Genomic DNA, 17,936 nt, shown 5'->3' with positions numbered 1-17,936 from the left:
TTAAATATTTATTGTTTTTTGTTATACATTATTTTATAATTTCCTGAACCTATAAGCACCTTAGATTCTTCTTGTACTGTTACTTGATTTTCTTTTTTAAACTCTTCTAACGAACTTCCATTAATTGTAAGCGATTTTAATTCATTCGGACTTAATAGAAGTTTACCATTAGTATTAAATGGAACTTCAAGATTCATCGACAAAACACCTTCTTTGAAAGTCCAGTTGTTATTAATATTACCATATGGCGTTGGTACACTAATCTTCGTTTGTGTTATCTCTATTGGAAATTCAGGATTTACAGTAAATACTTTATAACCAGGTTTACTTACTGAAGATTTTATCCCTCCTAAAGACTCAAAAAAGTAAGCTGAGAAACCACTATGCATCGGATGATTTAATGAATTTGTTGGCCCCTCCATTTTTTCCCATTCAAATTGACGTTCAGGCCAAGTAGTAAAACCAGAATTCATAATATATGTTTGACTCGGGAAATCGGGTGTTGTAAGAATTTGATATGCTAAATCAGATTTCCCATATTTCGATAATACTGTATAAATATATCGATTGCCATGAATACCTGTAGAATGATGGCCGCCTTTTACTTTTATAATATCATATACGAGACCATCAACCACATCATTTATGTCGATTTCTGGAACCATACCAAATTGAAGCGCTTGTACGGTAGCCGTTTGACTTTGGTACCATTTATGTTTTGTATTAGGGATCTTTACTAAAAATTCTTTGTTAAATGCGGCCCTTAGCGCTTCTTTCTCTTCCTTCATTTTTGTCTCATAAGGAGCGTCGTTATTTATTTTAGCAAATCGTTCCATTACACCTAAAACATCATAAAAATAGGCATTGGCAGAAATAATAGGATCACATTCCATGGCGGATGGATTTAGTCTTCTATCCCAACGTGGTGGACACCAATCTCCCATTCCGTCTTGCATAATTCCATTATCTCCTCTGAAAGACAAATAAAAATTCGTCAACTCTTTCATTTCACTATAATAATCTTTGACAATAGTATCGTCACCATAATATAAATAATTATACCACGGCAAGTACATAGTTGCAACACCCCAATCTATTTTAGCATACGTCGAGGTACGCTTTCCTGGTGCAATCATAGTTGGTACTTGGTATTTTATCTCCGGATTATTATGTCCTTTTGTTGGACGCATTTGCGTACGAATATCTTCCATATATTTTTTATAGAAATCGTACATGTCATAATTATATAAAGCATATTCACAAAATGCATGTGCATCCCCAAGCCAACCACATTTTTCACGATGTGGACAATCTTCAGGGATTCCATGTACGTTATCAACAATTGTCCATTTACTAATACTATGCATTTTATTGAATAGCTCTTCTGAGCATTCAAAACTTCCTGTTTCTTTAATATCTGTAGCTACTAGTACAGCCTTTATCATATTAGCATCAGGTTTCTTAGATACCCCTTTAATCTTAGCATAGCGAAAACCATGATAACTAAACTTTGGCTCCCATGATTCAATTTCATTTCCTTTACAGATATAGTTATAAATCTGAGGCATTCCATTTGCACCTCCTCCAGTTGCACCTTCAAATATGTCTTTCCCACTTGTTAATAAAGCCTCGGTTGTAATTACTTCTATTCTCTGTCCCTCTTTTTCCTTAACATTTAGTTTGACCCAACCTGCTAGGTTTTGTCCAAAATCAACAATCCATTCACCATCAGAACCTTTGAATACATTTTGCGGTTCAAATTCTTTTAACCTTTTAATTGCTGGAATTTGTTGTACACTTATTTTATTTACTTTGGGGGAAACTTGCTTTACACTTCCCCAAGTACTATCATCATAACCTGCAGTTGTCCAATTACCTAATTCATAACGAGCATCATAGGTATCGCCTCCATAAATATTATTAAATACTATTGGACCAGTAGATTCTTTCCATGTTTCATCGGTATAAAAATCTGATGAAGTCCCATCAGCATAGTTCAACTTTACCAAACAACGAACAGTAGGTTGGCCATAGGACACCCCTTCTTTATGCGACTCTGGATCTTGATTCCATGAAATGTTTTGTCCATAAAACCCATTTCCTAGTATGATTCCAATGGCATTTTTACCTGTTTTTAATTGTTCTGTAATGTCATAATTTACATAATAAGCTTGTTTATCATAGTTAGATGGCGCAGGATCCAGTACATGGTCACCTACTTTTTCGCCGTTTAAATACAATTCGTAGTAACCTAATCCACAAATATATACTTGTGCATTTTCAATCTCCTTTTTAAGATCTAACTCATTCCTAAAATAACTAGCAGCAAATCCTTCCACTGGCATTGCCTTTTTCATTTTACCTGTTTTGTAATCTCTATAACGATACGGAGATGTTCGTGTATCCTTATTCAGTGCAATCCATTTTGATGCCCCCCAGTTAGCTTCATTCATGAGGCCCATTCCAAATTGCTGCACTTCAGACCACTCAGATGTATGTTCATTTTCATCCCATATCTTAACCTTCCAATAATAAGTTTGTAATGCTTCTAAAGTTTGACCTTTATATTTCACAAAAGAAGATTTGCTACTATTTACCTTATCAGAATTCCATATATCTGCATCCTCTTCATTTAATTTATCTTTTGTAGTGGCTATTAAAATGTGATAAGCAGATTGTGATTTATTATATCCTTTAGCCTTAATAGTCCATGAAAAAAGTGGATTATCACTTTCTATAGCAGTTGGATTTTCTTTGGAATTACATGTCAACATTTTAAATGACAATTCCGAGGTTAATGATTTTGAATCATCTTGATTACAAGATATATTTAACAAAAAGAATCCTAAAAGGATTATCAATACACTGTTTTTTGACATTAGATCAAATTAAATTAATAGTAAGTTTATCAAATTTAACTACTCATCACTTAAGCGCTATCCTGTATTGTTATGGTAGTATTAAAAAAATAATCTTTTTATTATATTATTGAACATTCCTTATTTGCCTTTAATTGATAATCAAACACATTTTCGTCATTATTAATATATAAATGTCAATATCTTGATTCTTCTATGAGCGGTCACAGTCATCCATTTTTTAACTCATAATAAATCTTATTAAAAAAGAGGAAAACAACCTATCGGATATAGTTTCATCAAGCTAAAATATCACCTCTAAGCAATTACTCCACAGCATTTCATAACCATATAATACAGGATAGATTTGTGGTTATAAAAAAGTACCTTAATGCAATCAATGAAAAATATATAAATCTTTTAAATTTCATAAAAATGAAAAACAAACCCAACTTATTAGGTAGCACCTTACTTACCCTCATTTTATTTTCCATCTTAAACATTTCATGTAGCTCAGAAAATGAAATTAATGAATTAGAATTCCAGAATGAAGCAAATAAAACTTCAACAGATTTCCTAGTTGTTAAGGCAACAAATGATTCTAAATGTTATGATATTTTTAAAAACCCTAACAGAGAATATAAATATTCCAGTGGAAACGATGTAAACAAAGCAGTAAATGATATTATTGATGACCGAACTTGTTTTGCAGATTATTCTCAAACCACATTTAATGGTCGAACTTATGGTATCTATCAAATTGCTTCGGGAACTAATCATATAGATGATTTGCAACCTAGGATGGAGCGATCTACTCCAGCAATTAATACTGGAGATTTAGGAGATGGCAGTTTTGTACGTTTTACAGGATATGTAACTATAAAAAGAGCGGGGCATGTAAGTGATTCATTCGAACGTGACGATATGAGAGATAAGGCAGGTACCTACATAGCACAAGCAAAAGGCAAACATTCTGGTGGTGGTGGATCTGCAGATCCTGCTATATGTTTAATCGTTGCAAAGCCTCGATTTTCAGGAACAAAACAAGTGTCATTTGATATCTATAGAGAAGAAATTAAAGAAAGAGGAGGCTCAGGTGTAACAGGAAGACAATTGGTTTTCCTTACAAATATACCTGCCAATACCAGAAAATTTTTTAGAATGGAAAATGGTTTTAAAGGAACTGGTAATAATAGAAAGCACTATGTTAATGTTCGGATTGGAGGTACAGATTATAATTGGAATGTTCCAAGTCCTAATCGTGCTCTACAAGCTAAAATTAGATTTGGTGCTTATCGTTGTCATGGGGGTGAAGCAGAGATACTTTGGGATAATGTAAATAAAATATTAAAAAAAGTGCCAGAATAAAATTTGTTTGGAGACTATTTAAATACGTACTAAAATTATGAAATAAGCTAATCGAAAAATTGATTATTTATTTTTAAGCTCAAAACATACCTACATAGTATTACCTATTCCAACTAAGACTACTGACAACAAAATAATCGCTATTCCCACCGTAATTGTAAATTTTGTCTTTTTAGTTACCCCTTGCCATTCTTTGCGATAGATCCCCCAAAGATTAGCTGTTAAAATAATAGTTGACATGTGAAGAATCCACGAACTGGCACCATTTCCTAATTTACTTTCCCCCATACCATAGAAGAAAAACTGCAAAAACCAGATGGTGCCTGCCAATGCTGAAAATAAGATGTTTTTTGAAATGGGCGTGTCTGTATTGGTTAGGTCGTTGTAGGATTTATTTTTAATACTTAAGAAAGTGGTCCAGACAAAATTGGTAAGTAAACCGCCCCAAAGAATCACCACAAAAGTAACGTTATTAGCATACAAATGGTCATATCCAGCTGTTACAGCAGCATCGGCCAGAGGTTTTCCGCCTTCTATTCCGAAGCTAAAAAAAGAACTTAAAATACCAGATAAAATAGCGACTACCAATCCTTTTACGAGATTAAATTCTGAAACGCTTTTCATTTTTTCTTCATCGGAAAGCTCCTTTTCTTTTAGCATACCGGCCTTACCGCAAATAGCAATCCCCAGTAAACAAACAAATACGCCAAAAAGTACCAATTGTCCTCCCGATGAAGCCAACATATCGGAAAAAGTCTCTTTTCCTTCCGTCTTGTTTAAATTGTAATATATGGGAGGCACTAAAGCACCGAAGGCCGAACAAAACCCCAATACTACAGAATTACCTAAAGACATACCCAAATACCGGATGCCAAGCCCGTAAGTTAAACCACCTACACCCCACAGCAAGCCCATTAAAAAGACAAAACTTAAAATGGACTGGGAACCAGAAGCAATAATATCAAGAAAACCGGGAACCGTTAACCAAGCGGCTATTGGAGGTACGATTAACCAAGAGACTACACCACCAACCATCCAGTAAGTTTCCCAAGACCAACCTTTTACTTTATTATAGGGCATGTAAAAACTACCTGCTGCCACACCTCCTAAAGAATGAAATAGTACACCTAAAATTGCTTGCATGATTTTTTAAATATGAAATTTATAAATTTAAATCTTATTGATATATTCTGGGTTTTTAGTTGTTGGAATAGGCGCATTGGTATCTTTCCACCATGTTTTTAATAGCTTTAAAAGCTCCTCTGTTTTTTCAGGGCATGTTTCTGCAAGATTATTTCTTTCCTCAATATCTTCAGATAAGTTATACAACTCTACTCCATTATCTTCAAAATAATAATGTAATTTCCAATCTCCTTTTCTTATTACAGACCCTGGTCGTGTTCTAAACAACACATCCCTTGTTTCATTATCCTTAACATTATAAGCCTCCAGATAAATCGGGAAATGCCAGTACAACGAACGGTCTAATATTTCAGTTTTTTCTTGGAGTATTGGTTTTAAACTCTGCCCATCTAATTTTAATTGATCATCTGTAATTCCAGCATAATCTAAAATGGTTGGGAAAACATCTAAATTGCTTATAGGCGTGTCGCTTTTTAAATTCGGATTAATCTTTTTATTAAGCACAAAGAAAAAAGGTACTCGAATACCACCTTCATAATAACTTCCCTTTCCTGCTCTTAATGGTTTTTGTTTGGTAATACCATACAAACCACCATTATCAGAAGTAAAAACAATTAATGTATTATCAAAAAGTTTTCTTGCTTTCAGTTTATCTATTAACAAACCAATGTTTCTATCCAAATTGTCGACCATAGAAGCATACTTGGCATTTCCTTGTCCTTTCCAGGATGATTTTTTTTCATATTTAGGAACAATACTGTCCACCGGCATAATAGGTACATGAACAGCGTAAGGGGAGTAATTGAGGTAAAATGGTTTTTGAACTGTATCTACAAACTTTAAAGCATTTTCCATAACCAAATCAGTCAAATATTGGCTATTACCTTTTTCTATCTTAACGTTCTTATAAGGCGGATAATAACTTTTAGGAAGCCCATTGTGCCCTCCTCCTATATTAACATCAAACCCATATTCTATAGGGTTATCGCTTAAATGCCACTTTCCAGCATGACAGGTAACATAGCCATTCTCCTGTAAAACTTGAGGTAAAATTTTATGTTCTGGAGACAAGGTATGCGTGTTTTTAGTAGGAATTAATTTCCGGTCTTTTGAATTTCCTCGTGTGGAAGGAGTCACTGTATAAACCCCATGTCGTGGTGTCCATTGCCCTGTCATTAAACACGCTCTACTTGGTGCACAGTTCGATGCAGAAGCATAGCCATTAGAAAAGACCATACCTAAATTAGATAGATAATCGATATTGGGCGTTTCGTAATATTTGCTCCCCATAAAACCAACATCCTTCCACCCCATATCGTCAATATTTATGACGATTATGTTTGGTACTATCGGTTCCAGTTTAGCCTCACAAGACCAACTTAGCAATACTACTAAAAATACAGTTATAAGTTTTTTCATAATGTTCTAAAAGTTTATCCTTAATAATAATAAACAAAAATAGCACGGACATTTCTTTTTAATATCCTGTTCTGTCCTCCTAATAACAAATTATGAAACTAACAAATCTTCACCACCCTTAAGTTTAATAAACTACCAAGCTTTTCTATTTTATTAGCAATATGCCCAACGCCAATAGCACAATGGTGTGATGGTCCTTGTTTAGACCACTCGTTCATAAAAGCTCTAGCACCAATAGAAAAACGATAGCGACTGTTGGTATTTCCTATATGCAATACAGGCCCTTCAACAGATTCGCCTTCTGCGACTAGTAAAAATACATCGTCTTTCCCTTCTACTACTGAAAGTAAAGTTACAGGACCGTGTTTTACTGTCATTTGAATAGATAAACCTTTACCTGGTTTTCCATGATATACAGGTAATGGTACCAATTGTACATTGCCTTCTGCAATGGCAAAATGTGCTGGACCATCATGACCGAGCATAACGATATCATCATTAAAATCCATAGCATAGAATTCTGAAAACGATCCACCAACCCCAAAAGCATCCATAATTTTCATGGCTTGGGCGTTCTTCACTTCATATTCGCCGGCAACAGGTACATTTTTACCCGTTAACAACGTGTTTCCTGCGATGACTGAGGTAACAATATTTTCATATTCGTTAGCTGTCTCTCCCTCATAATAATAGGCCATTGATCCTAAGTTGTGATTTTCTACCAACTTATCTAAAGCAATTGAAGTTTTTGCGGCTCGCACCAATTCCTCTTGTTCACAAGTGTCAATAACTTCAAAAGATGCTTTAAACTCTTCTATTTTATTTTCAATTTCGGCCGAAGTCACAGCATCTCTGTATTTTTTCACTTCGCACATTTCTACAATTTCTATATGTGTGCCAAATGCCGAAGCTTGTTTGGTTAAATCGGAATATACATCTAGCATACCACAGTAATAATGTCCTAAAACTCCAAGTCTGTTATTACGCATTACGGCAGCTACATTTGCGGCATCAATCCAATCTTGAATGTCTTCCCAAACGGCTTGCTCATCCAAATAACCGGTTATAAATTCGTAATCAATTCCCGAACGGTTAAAAACATTGGCCAATTCTGGTACTGAACAGGCCTGACAATGCGCCAACCATTCTCCGGTCATTTTACCTCGGTCTCCTAGCCTATTAAAACTATCATAATCAATCGCTGCCACCGGTTGAATATTTAAAATAATTGTAGGACATTTTAATTTTTGAACCACAGGCAATACGGTTGACGATAATGCATATGTAGACACATATAAAAACAAGATATCAATATCTTCCGATTTTAAAAATTCAGCTTTTTCTCTTGCTTTTATAGGAGAATCTATCAAACCAACATTAATTACATTAGCTCCAAAACTCTCTATCTTATCTGCAACTTGATTTTGATAGCCTTCCAAACGTTCTAAAAGACCGATAAATTGTGGCCAATAAGTATCTAAACCAATACCAAATAATCCTGCTTTTATCATCTCTATTATTTTATTAGTGTTTTATTAATTATTGATAATATGTAAATTATCGAAAAGGTTTTGGTCATAAGAGCTGGCAATCAACACATAACCTTTAGTTTTTAAATGTGAGGTTTTCGCTACAGACACCCCATCAACATAGACCTCTAACTCCGATTGATGAAACCTAAGCTTCAGTTCATGCCATTTATTTCCATCAAAATTCGCTATCATTCCCTTTTTCAATACCTCTTGACTATACATAAGTTTCCAACTACCATTTTTTTCAATCTGCAATCGATAACCATTTAAATAACTACCTTTTACGCGTCCTCCTAATTCGACATTCCCATTTTTAACAAAAACATCAATACTGCAGGTATAGTCTGTCCAATCTACATCCCCTATAATGGTATGGGGTTTTATATTGGACTTTCGGTATATCCTCATCCAATCATAACCCGCTTCTGGACTAATTTGCTTTAAACATTTTGTTCCATCATCTCTTAAGGCTATTTCAAAACTACCTTTCTGATCTGAATGATACTTAGGCATATCTCCGACTTTTTTATTTTCATAATCTTCCTTATAAGGAATTGGAAACGGCTTATCTTTTGGAACAACATATTTTCCTTTTCGTTGCCCCGTTGTAGTGGTTAAAGAATAAATACTTTTGGAATCAAGATTAATCTTAAACAAACCGTTTTCAGGGGAAATACTTTCTTGCTTTATGAACTGATTATTTGAATCAGATTTCCAAACGTGTACTTCACCTCTCGACAACCCTTTATTAACAAAAACTTCTAAATTTTCTGAGTTTTCAGTACAAATAATCATACTCCAATTAGAACTATTGTTATCTTTAAGAGTAACGACACTTCCTTTGTAAGTTGATGCATCAAACAATCCACAACTATTATCTAAATACTGCCATTGAAGTGGTACTGCAAATTGACAAGTATGGGCTGTTGCCCAAATCGTGGGCCAAACTTCATAATAACCGCTCCAAGGAGAATTTGCTTTCATAGCTCCAGTTTTATCCCAAATAACGGAATCATAAACAGATCCAATAGGAGACCAAATTAAGGTTTTTGTTATACGGTCACGTATGTAAAACTTATTATAAATACGTGCCAAGTTTAAAGCTCCTGCACCATCCCAATCTTTACCTGTCCAACTCCAATCCTCGCTTGCCCATAAAGCTTTTGATGATTCTTTTGCTTTTTCTGTGGTAGGACGCCCACGACCGTCTACCATATCTTCGGTAAATTCCCGTCCCGTAACATAATGATAACCTACCGCTTCTACCACTTCATTAAAAGCTGAATCATTTTCAAAATCATCAAATATCTTCCAATCTCCACTATTGTCATCAGGCCCCTGAATCTTAACGTTTTCATATCCTTTAGCATCAAGAGTAGGTCTCATAATATTTACTAGCCAGTCTCTATCGGTTCCATTTTCATTTTCTGCAGCGGCCACCCAATCGATATCTAATCCCCATTGTTTTTTTGCTACATCTAAAAAAGCCACAAAATAATCGGCAGACTCTTGGCTGAATATATTTGGTTTAAGCCAACCGGGGAAACTCCATGGCAAATATTCTAGAATGATATTGGGATTTCTATTTTTAGCTTCTCTCATTAGCCAAAATTCATAGCCACGAGATACTGGATTATATAATTCACTTTTACTGATGGCATGTGAAGGCTCTGAGCCACAGGTAGAATTTTCCCCACCTCCCATTTCTACTTTAAGGTGTTGAAAACCTGCTCCAAATTTAGGTTTAAACAAATAATCAAGTATTTGACTCTGTACTGGATTGTCATAATCATATAATAAATCAGATGAAGCTCCTGCACTAACGGCTCCGATACCTTCGAACATCCGACCAGAATCATTTCCATCAATTTCTATCCTTGTTACTCCATTATTTGATTTATTAAATACGTGAGGTTGAAATGGTTTTTTGGGGTTAGTCATCTTACCCATTTCAAACCAAGAAGGCTCGCTATGAGCCACTCCTCTGTTGTTTCCCCAAACAGTAACTTTCCAATAAACCCTCTGTTTAGGTCTAAGAGGTTCCCCTGAATATTCAATTCCCTCAGATTGAGAAGAGCTTGTAGGACCCGAATCCCAAAGGTCTGGATAATTTAACTTTTCTATAGAAGTAGCCATCATAATACGATACCCCCCTTGTTCCGGGCTCTTCTCATTCCCTAAGTAAGTCCAACTAAATCGAGGACTATTTATCATAATATTGGAAGGATTTATCTGTTCTTCACATTTCAAATCATTAACTCGAATTGATTGTCCATTTGTAAAGTGATAGCAAAATATCATCAATACAAAAAAACAGAACCTAAGAAATGCTTCTTTTTTATGTAATACTCTATGTTCTGAAATCATATGATAACATCTATAGCACCTAACATTAAATTGACTCCAATAAGTTGACAAACCAAGTCCTACAAAGTGTTTTTTTATTTTTTCTTCATTTTTGGATTCCATAATTTCTTTATCATTTACTTTTTTGGTTATTTACTAATTAAGCTGCTCCTGTTTATCCCAAAGGCTGAGGTTCAATTGTTATTTAGAGTATGCTCAAGTTAATTTTATAGCACTTTCTTACAAGGTTTGAGTTCGTCTTGTACAAATTTCTTGATTCAAAAACAACCCAAAGGGAATAGAGATTAATGCCTTAGCTTTATATTAATTCAATATCGCTACTTTGGAGATCACAATTCTCACTGGACCTAATAAACCTGATGGTAATAGTTTTGAATCTTTTTTCCAATGTTTAAAAGCTACAAAAGATATACGCTCTGTTGGGCGTTTTGTTTTATTTACAAGCCAATCGGGCCATTCGTTAACAATAGGCCCCTTATGTGTATAATCAGCGGGTAATTGTTCATCTCCAATAAGGCGATTTGGCCAAAGATTAGTTACTTTAATTTCTAGTGTATTTGTGCCCTCTACAACGGCATCATCAATATTAAATCTAAATGGTGCTTTCCATAAAACACCAAGCTTTATACCGTTTAAATAGACTTCAGCTATCTCTTTTACGTCTCCTAAATCTAACTGTAATGAGTTTTCCGATTTAATAAGTTCATTAGGAATATTAAATTGTTTTGTATACCTAGCAGTACCTGAAAAATATTGAATATCTTTTTCCATTACATTTGTCCACGATATCAATTCATTGAATGTTGTATCAATAGGAGTATTATTTATTAAGGGAAAGTTTACCTCCCAGTCACTACTTAACTCAATAGGTTGAGGAACAGATTTAACTTTTAGTAAATTTGTTTTTCCAGAAGAAGAGCGATAGGTAATTTCACCTGCAACAGGAGTTACCCATTTTACTTTTTCATCCTCGTATATCAGTTTTGATTTTGGAGTTGGTTGTGTTAATTTTATTATTTCTCCATCCGTGGCTGTAGTTATTTTTTCTTGCCCATTCGTGCAATAGACAATGCGTAAGGTATACTTTGATGGAGTAAGGTTTCCTGGAACAATACTGTTACTTACTGGAATTTCAAAAGTTCCTGAAGCTACTAGCTCCTTTATTTTATCCGTTATATCATATATCGGATTATTAGGAGGAATACCTGCTAAGCCTCTTTGAAATTTTCCAAAAACCGCTTTGATAATTTCTAATTTTTTATCTTTAGAAGGGTCAATGTCTAACCATTCCCTCTCCATAGCATTTTTTTCAAGTGTATCCTTACCTATTTTGTACAGAACACGCAACTCTTTTTTATAACCTGGAGCAGGATCTCCAATAGAAAGTTCTCGAGTTGCTTGTACTTTTAATCTATTATTTCGAATATATTTTTTTAAAGCTTCTGTTACATCTACCAAACCATCAGGTAAGAACATACCATATTGTGCTTTAATAACCTTTAAGTCTGATAAGGGCTTCTTTATTCCTTCTTTAAGCGTTATTTCAGTATGCAATATGTGTTTATTTGAATGTACAGGATGTCTAAAAACCACAAAAACAGAACCTTCTGATTTAAACGGAATAGATACAGTAGTGGTATTATCTCCATTTTCATGCCAAACGGCAGCCTTTTCTATTTCTCCAGTTTCAGCATTCCAAAGTTCAGGTTGTTTTCCTGACACCCGAAAACGACAGTCTAACACTCTAGATTCTTTTTTTGAGTTAACAACGAAATAGATATCAGTATTTTCTGTTTTTCTATGTATGTAATCTATTAATTCACCATTTTCTTTTTCTACTGAAAAATCAGGTGACATTGTGTTATTCTTTAATACATCAATGATTGAAGTATTTTTTATTTGTCCAGTACTCCATAATTTATTGGCAATTTCTTGAATATAATAATCGCTCTCCGGATAATTTTTAAGACTAGGTGATTTTCTTGGTTTATCACCTAAGACAAGCGCACCCTTATTTACTAAGTTTTGTATAACTTCAAGTGTTTCTGGTGTCATCCACTGGCTTTTTGGAAGTACCAAAGCGCTGTATTTATTACCTGTAGGTGTGCAAATCAATCCTTCACTAACCGATAATTCGTAAATCTTATTTGTACCAATTAAATCATAATCGTATCCCATAGCCTTTATTTCGGGCATTAACAAGGCATCATTAGGAGAGGATTCTCCAGTAAATACTAAAACATCAGCCACAGATTTTCCTTGTTGTAATAAAACCTGTCCCCTACTTATATAATCCACAAAATATTTACCTTGGTTCCACCAAGTATTTAAACGATTAAAGTCAGTTCCAAAAGCTTGTAATGTTAATCCAGGACCAATATTCCAAGGCTGATGTACATAACAATGAAAAACAAATCGATTAATTCCTTGGGCCCAAGCTAAATCACCGATAGCTTTTAATTTACCTGGATGTTGATCCCATCCACCTATACCTGTAAAAGATTCCGCCTCGGCAATAGGACTCCCATTTAATTTAGCTATAGATGCCACAAACTTAGGTGAATCGAAAAATGCCAAGCTTCCGCTCCAAAACTCTGACATTACAATATCCGTATTCTCGCCTACTTGCATGTTATCGAAAGGCCCCCAATAAGGTTCCGCTGAAAATAACATACCATATTGATGACTGAGTTCTTTAAAACGTCCATAATAATTTTCAGCAATTAAATCACCTATGGTACGACGAAAGTCCCAAAGGAAACGCTCCGTCTCTTCACCACTTTCCACATAATAGCCAGCTAAGGTCGGCAAATACAATTCACAGTCGTACTCACGTAGTTCACTAAATTCACTAGCAAAATTTCCAGTCCAATTTGTTGTTCCCACTTCATAACTATCGATATGGCACCTTTTCACTGTGGTGCCTATCAAAGTATCTAGTTTCTTAACTATGGGTATAATACCACCTTCCCAGAAAATATCCACGGCCTGTTTACTCATCTTATCACATTCTAATCCAAGTCCACCATCACTGGGAAAACGATTCATCTCTCCTGTCGGTGTATGTCCTAATCTCAAAACAACCCACTCACCTTCAGGCACATACCATTGTAAAGAACCATCATTTGTAAGCTTTGAGGTTAAATCGATAATGTCTGATTTTTTTACTATTGCTAAATCAGAAACATTTCTTTCAGTTGGGGTTAAATGATTTCTAACTTTATGGGAGATAGTTTTTATATCTAAATCTTTGATACGAATATCATTTTTAGGTTTTGGAAAGGCGAGTGTGACAATATCTTTATAGTACCCTAACTTGGTTTTAGGCTGCTTCAGCTTACCTCTATACTCTTGCCCTCCTTGAAGGACGGTTTCAGAAAATGTCACTTCTTGCATGGCATACTCTGGAGTAATAACCGGTCCACCAGACGACGACCAACCAGCGCCGTTATGAAACCCAAGTTCAAGCCCCAAACGTTTAGCTTCAATAGCTGCGTAATTAAATAGGTTTAACCATTCTGTGCTTAAATAAATTGCAGATCCTGGAGGGTTTCCTAAACTTACATTAAAAATTAATGCGCCCTGAATCCCTACGTTTTTCATGGCTTCTAAATCAGCAGTAATACCTTCTTTGGTAATACTTCCATTTATCCAAAACCAAATAGTAAGTGGTTTTGCCGATGATGGAGGATTTTGGAAATGCTGCTCTATGGATGCATTTTGAGCTTTTAAGTCAACTAATGTCATACTTACTAACATGATTACCAAAAGAAAACTTCTAAGTAATGCTACTAATTTCACTTTATATAACCTTCTAAATACCATATAATCGAATACTTATTTCGTTGAATCCTATAAACATTAATTGTTATAAATTTTCATCTCTGAAATTGATGGTGCCCTTTTAGCCTCCATGATAAATACTCTACATTTTGATGTAGTAACAGTTTCAAAACGATGCCTTTTATCGCTTCCGCATGCTGCACCATCCAAAAGATCGATCCAATCACCATTATCAAAATATTGAAGTTTATAATTCGTAATATTACTTCCTATCTCATCAATAATAATTTGGTTAAAGGTTTGTGGTTTTATCCATTCGACTTCTAAGTATTGTTTATTGGGAGCGTTTGCCAACCATCGTGTTTCCACATTCTCATCATTAGCTTTAAAAGCTTCAAAACCTGGTAATTTCTCAGTTTTTATAAACATAGACGAAGCATTCATTCGGCCTAAAGTTGATAAATTTTGTGTCTCCGCTATCGGGTCAGGAAAAGATACTTTAGGCAATTCTTCTACGTAGAAGTTATAAACACCCGAAGCCACATCATAAATGACATAATTACCCACAACATCACTTTTTTCACTTCCTACATATGCTATTCCTTCTGAATTATCTGCTAGTTTGTTTCCTTCCTTTATTACCTTTTTACTTGTAGCTGGTAAAAATACTTTAGCCGTTGTATTTACAGGAATTTCTATTTGAAACTTGGCACTTTCTCCATCCTTTTTCCAATTTACAACCACGTTACCATAAAGCGATTCATACTCAGTATTGGCAAAAGTTAAATCATCAATTAATGCTGGTTTTATAATTATTTGCTTCATTCCGAGATTATCGGGGTTTGGTCTTATACCTCCAAATCCCTTAATAAAATATCCTCCAATACCCGTATAACACGTGTGAATCTGACTCACTCCAACTGCAGACCAGCGCTCAGGCCAAACCGTTTTACCCTTCTCTATGAAATAACCATAGCTGGGGTGATGCTTATCTTTAAGTAACTCATAAATTAAATCCATCCGTTCACCCGATTCAATAAAATAACGTGTGTACAGGGCCTGACCAGAGCTACCCGTATCATAATAAGGAAACTTATACAACATATTATCTACTAAATTATCATATACTTTTTTCTTTTCAGATTCCGGTGTTACACCTGCTAAAAGTGCAAAAGCTTGATCTACTTGCTGCCCGTTTACATACTTACCTGTTTCTGGATTATAGGATAAATTATGTGTAGCTTTTCGCTGAATGTATAACCTTTCGGAATATAATTTAGCATCTTCTGTTTTTCCCAAAGCTTTAGCCATCTTAACAGCATTATCTAGCATATAAGCGTACGTACAGTTATTAAAATGTAATGCTTCGGGAGAATTAAAACTCGACCAGAAATTACCTCTTGGCGTACACCAATCTCCTAAGCCTGGAAACGCTCTTGTACCTTGCTCCCCTGCTTTTAAAGCCCCTCCACTGTCGTTATTTGAATTTTCATACATCCATTGCATCCACTTTTGCATTGAAGCATAATTATCTTTAAGTACTTTTTTGTCCCCTAACATTCTATAAGTTTCCCAAACGGTTAGAGGACTGTTCGCTTTCCACATTAAAAAAGGTCTATCGTTTTCGTTAATAATGGCACGTATCTGTCCATCTGGAAGTTGTGCATCGCGAGTATATTGCAGATATTGATCCATATAAGCACCACTTTCAAAATTTGGCAAGGCATCTCCATACATAGCAGCAGCCGTAACTTCTCCCCAACCTCTTCTTTCGCGATGTGGACAATCAACCAAAATACCATCCATGGTATTGGCTATATAGGTATCTAGATTAATTTTATAAATTTGATTGAGCAGCTGGCTTGAAGACTCGAATTTGCTAATTAATTTTCTATTGTTTGTTACCACATACCCTTTAACATCTTCAATTTTTGGTTTGTAGCCTAAATTATGAACCGTGATCCAACGCCCTCCAGCAACATTAAACCTATTGGCGAATGTACCTTTTCCAGAATTTCCGTAGATATATTTACTTTTCTGGTTCCAATTAGAACGTACTTCTACTCTATCACTAATATCAAATAAAACGGAATCACCTTCAACACCATTGTATAGGTTCATTTCGAAAAAGCCAGTATAATTTTCTCCCATATCTATGCGATACGTACCATCTTCATTCTCTTTTATTTCAATAGGAGTTAGTTCTCTATATCTTACTTGGGGCTCTACCATTTGAGGACTCAATTGAGCAGTTATCTCACTATAAAGTCTATTCTTAAACTTCCCTCTTCCAATTAATCTATCCTCTTTAACCTGAATAGTATCATTTATTGTTGTGCGTCCTTCATTGAGTTTTTGGTGGTTATAAATGGTAGCATTATCCCAATTACTATCATCATACCCTAAAGTGTTCCAATTATCTTCTTTTAATCTATCGTCTATGATTTCACCACCAAAATCAAGAATATCCCAATCACCATAATACGAACTATGACTTTTTTTACATTTCCAAGACTCGTTTGTTCCTATGTCCATGTGACCATTTTTGGTTATAATATTGGCTTGTGCTTTGAATGCAAATGGTGGATTTCTATACTCAATTATTCTATCCCATCGTGCCCAACCTGCCGCATGCCAAATAGCAATAACATTATTTCCTTTTTTAAGAAAGTCTGAAACATCATAAGTCAAATAGGGTATTCTTTTTTTCATGTAAGACGACACTGGATTCATTACATTGTCGGTCACTTTTTCACCATTTACATAAAGTTCATGGTAACCAAAAGAGCCAACGTAAACAAAGGCAGATTCTACCTTATCTTTTAGGGAAAAGGTTTTTCTATACCAATTATGGTCAGTTTTCCTTTGGTCTTTCTTATGTATCCATTCTGCTTTCCAATCTTCACTCTTTAAAAGACCCATTGAGAACTTTCCTGTTTCACTCCATGCTGTTGCCTTTTCTGTAACGTCCCATACTTTAACTTTCCAGAAATATAGTTTACTAGCTTCTAAAGACTTTCCAGAATACACCGTGTTTACGGATTGATTAGACGCTACTCTACCTGAATCCCATACATCTGCCTCATCGTTACTTAATTTACTTAAAGTACTTGCTACTATTACCCTATAAGACGTTTGCTTTTGCCCTCTGGATGGTGCATCCTCAATCAACTTCCAGCTAAACCTAGGTGAAGTATTATCAATCCCCAATGGGTTTGTACGATACTCACACTTTAGATCAACAACTTGTACTTTTGATTGTTTACAACTAGATACAGTTATAGAAAAGAATAGAACTAAAACTATATATTTTATTATGCGTCTTTTATTGATTTTTAATGTTTTCATTATTTGAACAATAACAAGTTTAGGATTGAGTTGGATATAAGATTGATTTTTAAAAATTTAAATTTCTATATTTAATTGATGTTTTACAATTAACAATTTGATATATTAGTTGCACAAA

Annotated in this window: 8 protein-coding genes; 1 reads left to right on the top strand and 7 read right to left on the bottom strand. The window is 34.8% G+C overall.

Annotation, left to right across the window (positions count from 1 at the left end; all coding sequences use genetic code 11):
• Positions 1-8: 8 nt before the first annotated feature.
• Positions 9-2,879, bottom strand: a complete 2,871-nt coding sequence (locus tag ACN0TY_RS08515) for an alpha-L-rhamnosidase (protein ID WP_417444142.1) — start codon at positions 2,877-2,879, stop codon at positions 9-11.
• Positions 2,880-3,293: 414 nt separating this feature from the next.
• Here ACN0TY_RS08515 and ACN0TY_RS08510 point away from each other — a divergent pair, with 414 nt between their 5' ends.
• A complete protein-coding gene (locus ACN0TY_RS08510) occupies positions 3,294-4,226 on the top strand; it encodes a hypothetical protein (protein WP_417444141.1) in 933 nt (310 codons plus the stop codon).
• A gap of 90 nt (positions 4,227-4,316) precedes the next feature.
• Here the strand turns inward: ACN0TY_RS08510 and rhaT are convergent, their stop codons facing one another.
• From rhaT to ACN0TY_RS08480, 6 genes are all read right to left on the bottom strand, one after another.
• A complete protein-coding gene (gene rhaT, locus ACN0TY_RS08505; RefSeq protein WP_417444140.1) occupies positions 4,317-5,369 on the bottom strand; it encodes an L-rhamnose/proton symporter RhaT in 1,053 nt (350 codons plus the stop codon).
• Between the two features lie 27 nt (positions 5,370-5,396).
• Positions 5,397-6,788: a sulfatase gene (locus ACN0TY_RS08500; protein WP_417444139.1), complete on the bottom strand. Its 1,392-nt coding sequence runs from the start codon at positions 6,786-6,788 to the stop codon at positions 5,397-5,399.
• A gap of 98 nt (positions 6,789-6,886) precedes the next feature.
• A complete protein-coding gene (locus ACN0TY_RS08495; RefSeq protein WP_417444138.1) occupies positions 6,887-8,299 on the bottom strand; it encodes a hypothetical protein in 1,413 nt (470 codons plus the stop codon).
• Between the two features lie 24 nt (positions 8,300-8,323).
• Positions 8,324-10,789 carry a hypothetical protein gene (locus ACN0TY_RS08490; RefSeq protein ID WP_417444137.1) on the bottom strand — a complete coding sequence of 822 codons (2,466 nt, stop codon included), beginning with the start codon at positions 10,787-10,789 and terminating at the stop codon, positions 8,324-8,326.
• A 201-nt stretch (positions 10,790-10,990) separates the two neighbouring features.
• Positions 10,991-14,434: a glycosyl hydrolase gene (locus ACN0TY_RS08485; protein ID WP_417444136.1), complete on the bottom strand. Its 3,444-nt coding sequence runs from the start codon at positions 14,432-14,434 to the stop codon at positions 10,991-10,993.
• Positions 14,435-14,548: 114 nt separating this feature from the next.
• A complete protein-coding gene (locus tag ACN0TY_RS08480) occupies positions 14,549-17,818 on the bottom strand; it encodes a family 78 glycoside hydrolase catalytic domain (RefSeq protein WP_417444135.1) in 3,270 nt (1,089 codons plus the stop codon).
• Positions 17,819-17,936 lie beyond the last annotated feature (118 nt).

Source organism: Joostella sp., from assembly GCF_048266025.1.
Taxonomy (GTDB): domain Bacteria; phylum Bacteroidota; class Bacteroidia; order Flavobacteriales; family Flavobacteriaceae; genus Galbibacter; species Galbibacter atrarenae.
The sequence above is the reverse complement of the archived record's forward strand: the minus strand, read 5'-3'. Positions and strand labels throughout refer to the sequence as shown.

Coding starts and splice junctions, on each gene's coding strand:
- ACN0TY_RS08515 (WP_417444142.1), bottom strand. CDS start 2,879: ATGTCAAAAAACAGTGTATTGATAATCCTTTTAGGATTCTTTTTGTTA.
- ACN0TY_RS08510 (WP_417444141.1), top strand. CDS start 3,294: ATGAAAAACAAACCCAACTTATTAGGTAGCACCTTACTTACCCTCATT.
- rhaT (WP_417444140.1), bottom strand. CDS start 5,369: ATGCAAGCAATTTTAGGTGTACTATTTCATTCTTTAGGAGGTGTGGCA.
- ACN0TY_RS08500 (WP_417444139.1), bottom strand. CDS start 6,788: ATGAAAAAACTTATAACTGTATTTTTAGTAGTATTGCTAAGTTGGTCT.
- ACN0TY_RS08495 (WP_417444138.1), bottom strand. CDS start 8,299: ATGATAAAAGCAGGATTATTTGGTATTGGTTTAGATACTTATTGGCCA.
- ACN0TY_RS08490 (WP_417444137.1), bottom strand. CDS start 10,789: ATGGAATCCAAAAATGAAGAAAAAATAAAAAAACACTTTGTAGGACTT.
- ACN0TY_RS08485 (WP_417444136.1), bottom strand. CDS start 14,434: ATGACATTAGTTGACTTAAAAGCTCAAAATGCATCCATAGAGCAGCAT.
- ACN0TY_RS08480 (WP_417444135.1), bottom strand. CDS start 17,818: ATGAAAACATTAAAAATCAATAAAAGACGCATAATAAAATATATAGTT.